Origin of the sequence: Sphaerothrix gracilis Ecp01 (assembly GCF_030405905.1) — a bacterium.
Taxonomy (GTDB): Bacteria; Cyanobacteriota; Cyanobacteriia; order Phormidesmidales; family Phormidesmidaceae; genus Sphaerothrix; species Sphaerothrix gracilis.
Genome location: NZ_JASATW010000059.1, coordinates 2,823 through 5,322 on the forward strand (window position 1 = coordinate 2,823; position 2,500 = coordinate 5,322).

2 rRNA genes (1 of these 2 running past the window's edge) are annotated in these 2,500 nt (G+C 59.4%); both read right to left on the minus strand.

Annotated features, from left to right (window positions below):
• Window positions 1-100 precede the first annotated feature (100 nt).
• A 5S ribosomal RNA gene (gene rrf, locus QJQ48_RS27070) occupies window positions 101-216 on the minus strand.
• A gap of 96 nt (window positions 217-312) precedes the next feature.
• Window positions 313-2,500, minus strand: a 23S ribosomal RNA gene (locus QJQ48_RS27075) (it continues 627 nt past the right edge of the window).

Below are 2,500 nucleotides of genomic sequence, written 5' to 3' on the forward strand. Positions count from 1 at the left end.
GACGCTTCCTGTCTGTTGCGCGCGTCGTGCGGCTTGTGGTTGGTAGGTGAGGAGGATGGTTGGTGTTCGGCGTGCTGCGCGCGTTGTCTGTCCTTCGCAGGCCCGGCGACGACCTACTCTCCCGGGGCTTGAGCCACAGTACCATCGGCGCTGAGGAGTTTAACGGCCGAGTTCGGGATGGGATCGGGTTTTATGCTCCTCGCTCGGGTCACCGGGCCGGCGAAGGACAGATTGCGCGCATAGGGTTTTGGTTCTGGTCCTGGACGTCTTGGTGTTCGTCCGTGCGCGGTGTGCGCGCAGGGATCATGGGAGGCGATCAAGCCGATCGAGCGATTAGTACCGGTAAGCTCAACGCATTGCTGCGCTTGCACGCCCGGCCTATCGACGTGGTGGTCTACCACGGCTCTCGAGGGAGATCTCGTTTCGAGGTGGGTTTCCCGCTTAGATGCCTTCAGCGGTTATCCCGTCCGCACATAGCTACCCTGCACCGCGGCTGGCGCCACGACAGGTCCACCAGAGGTGCGTCCATCCCGGTCCTCTCGTACTAGGGACAGATCCTCTCAAATCTCCGACACCCACGGCAGATAGGGACCGAACTGTCTCACGACGTTCTGAACCCAACTCACGTACCACTTTAATCGGCGAACAGCCGAACCCTTGGGACCTGCTCCAGCCCCAGGATGTGATGAGTCGACATCGAGGTGCCAAACGATCTCGTCGATATGGACTCTTGGAGATCATCAGCCTGTTATCCCCGGCGTACCTTTTATCCGTTGAGCGATGGCCCACCCACGCGGGACCACCGGATCACTATGGCCGACTTTCGTCTCTGCTCGACATGTCCGTCTCGCAGTCAGGCGGGCTTATGCCATTGCACTCGACGACCGATTTCCGACCGGTCTGAGCCCACCATCGCGCGCCTCCGTTACTCTTTGGGAGGCGACCGCCCCAGTCAAACTGCCTGCCATGCGCTGTCCCGGACCCGGATGACGGATCGCGGTTAGACATCCATGTCGCCAAGGGTGGTATTTCAAGGGTGGCTCCACGCGAGCTGGCGCCCGCGCTTCATAGCCTTCCACCTATCCTACACATGCCGACACGAATGCCAGCGCAAAGCTACAGTAAAGGTGCACGGGGTCTTTCCGTCTGACCGCAGGAACCCCGCATCTTCACGGGGAATTCAATTTCACTGAGCCGATGCTGGAGACAGCGGGGAAGTCGTTACGCCATTCGTGCAGGTCGGAACTTACCCGACAAGGAATTTCGCTACCTTAGGACCGTTATAGTTACGGCCGCCGTTTACCGGGGCTTCGATTCAAGGCGTGAACCTCTCCTCTTAACCTTCCGGCACCGGGCAGGCGTCAGACCCTATACGTCGTCTTGCGACTTCGCAGAGCCCTGTGTTTTTGCTAAACAGTCGCCACCCCCTGGTCTGTGCCCCTCCCACGCGGTTGCCCACGCGGAAGGCCTCCTTATCCCGAAGTTACGGAGGTAATTTGCCGAGTTCCTTCAGCATCGTTCTCTCAAGCGCCTCGGCATGCTCTGCCAGTCCACCTGTGTCGGTTTCGGGTACGGTCTCACGCGGGGGCTGTTTCCCGGGACCCTCCGGCCGCGCCTCCAATCCGATAAGGAGACACGACGGCTCGGATCCGTCACCACCCGCTGGCTCAGGACTATTCACCTGATTCCCATCGACTACGCCTTTCGGCCTCGCCTTAGGGGCCGGCTGACCCTGCGCAGATTAACTTTACGCAGGAACCCTTGGACTTTCGGCGACAGCGTCTCTCACGCTGTTTGTCGTTACTCATGTCAGCATTCTCACTTCCGATGCCTCCAGGAGCCCTCGCGGGTCTCCCTTCACCGGCCTACGGAACGCTCCGCTACCGCGCATCCGAAGATGCACCCTAAGCTTCGGCTCGTGGCTTGAGCCCCGTTACATTTTCGGCGCAAGGACCCTTGGCTAGACCAGTGAGCTGTTACGCTTTCTTTAAAGGATGGCTGCTTCTAAGCCAACCTCCTGGTTGTTTTGGGGTCCTCACATCCTTTCCCACTTAGCCACGAATTGGGGGCCTTAGCTGTAGGTCAGGGTTGTTTCCCTCTCCACGACGGACGTTAGCACCCGCCGTGTGTCTCCCGTGCACTGCTTCCAGGTATTCGGAGTTTGGTTAGGTTTGGTACCGTTGTGGACAGCCCTAGCCCATCCAGTGCTCTACCCCCTGGAGCATTCACACGAGGCGCTACCTAAATAGCTTTCGCGGAGAACCAGCTATCTCCGGGTTTGATTGGCCTTTCACCCCTAGCCACAAGTCATCCGAGGCCTTTTCAACGGACACCGGTTCGGTCCTCCAGTGCGTGTTACCGCACCTTCAACCTGCTCATGGCTAGATCACCCGGTTTCGGGTCTGGCGCGCCGAACTGAACGCCCTGTTCAGACTCGCTTTCGCTGCGCCTACGCCTCACGGCTTAAGCTTGCTCGACACGCCAAGTCGCTGACCCATTA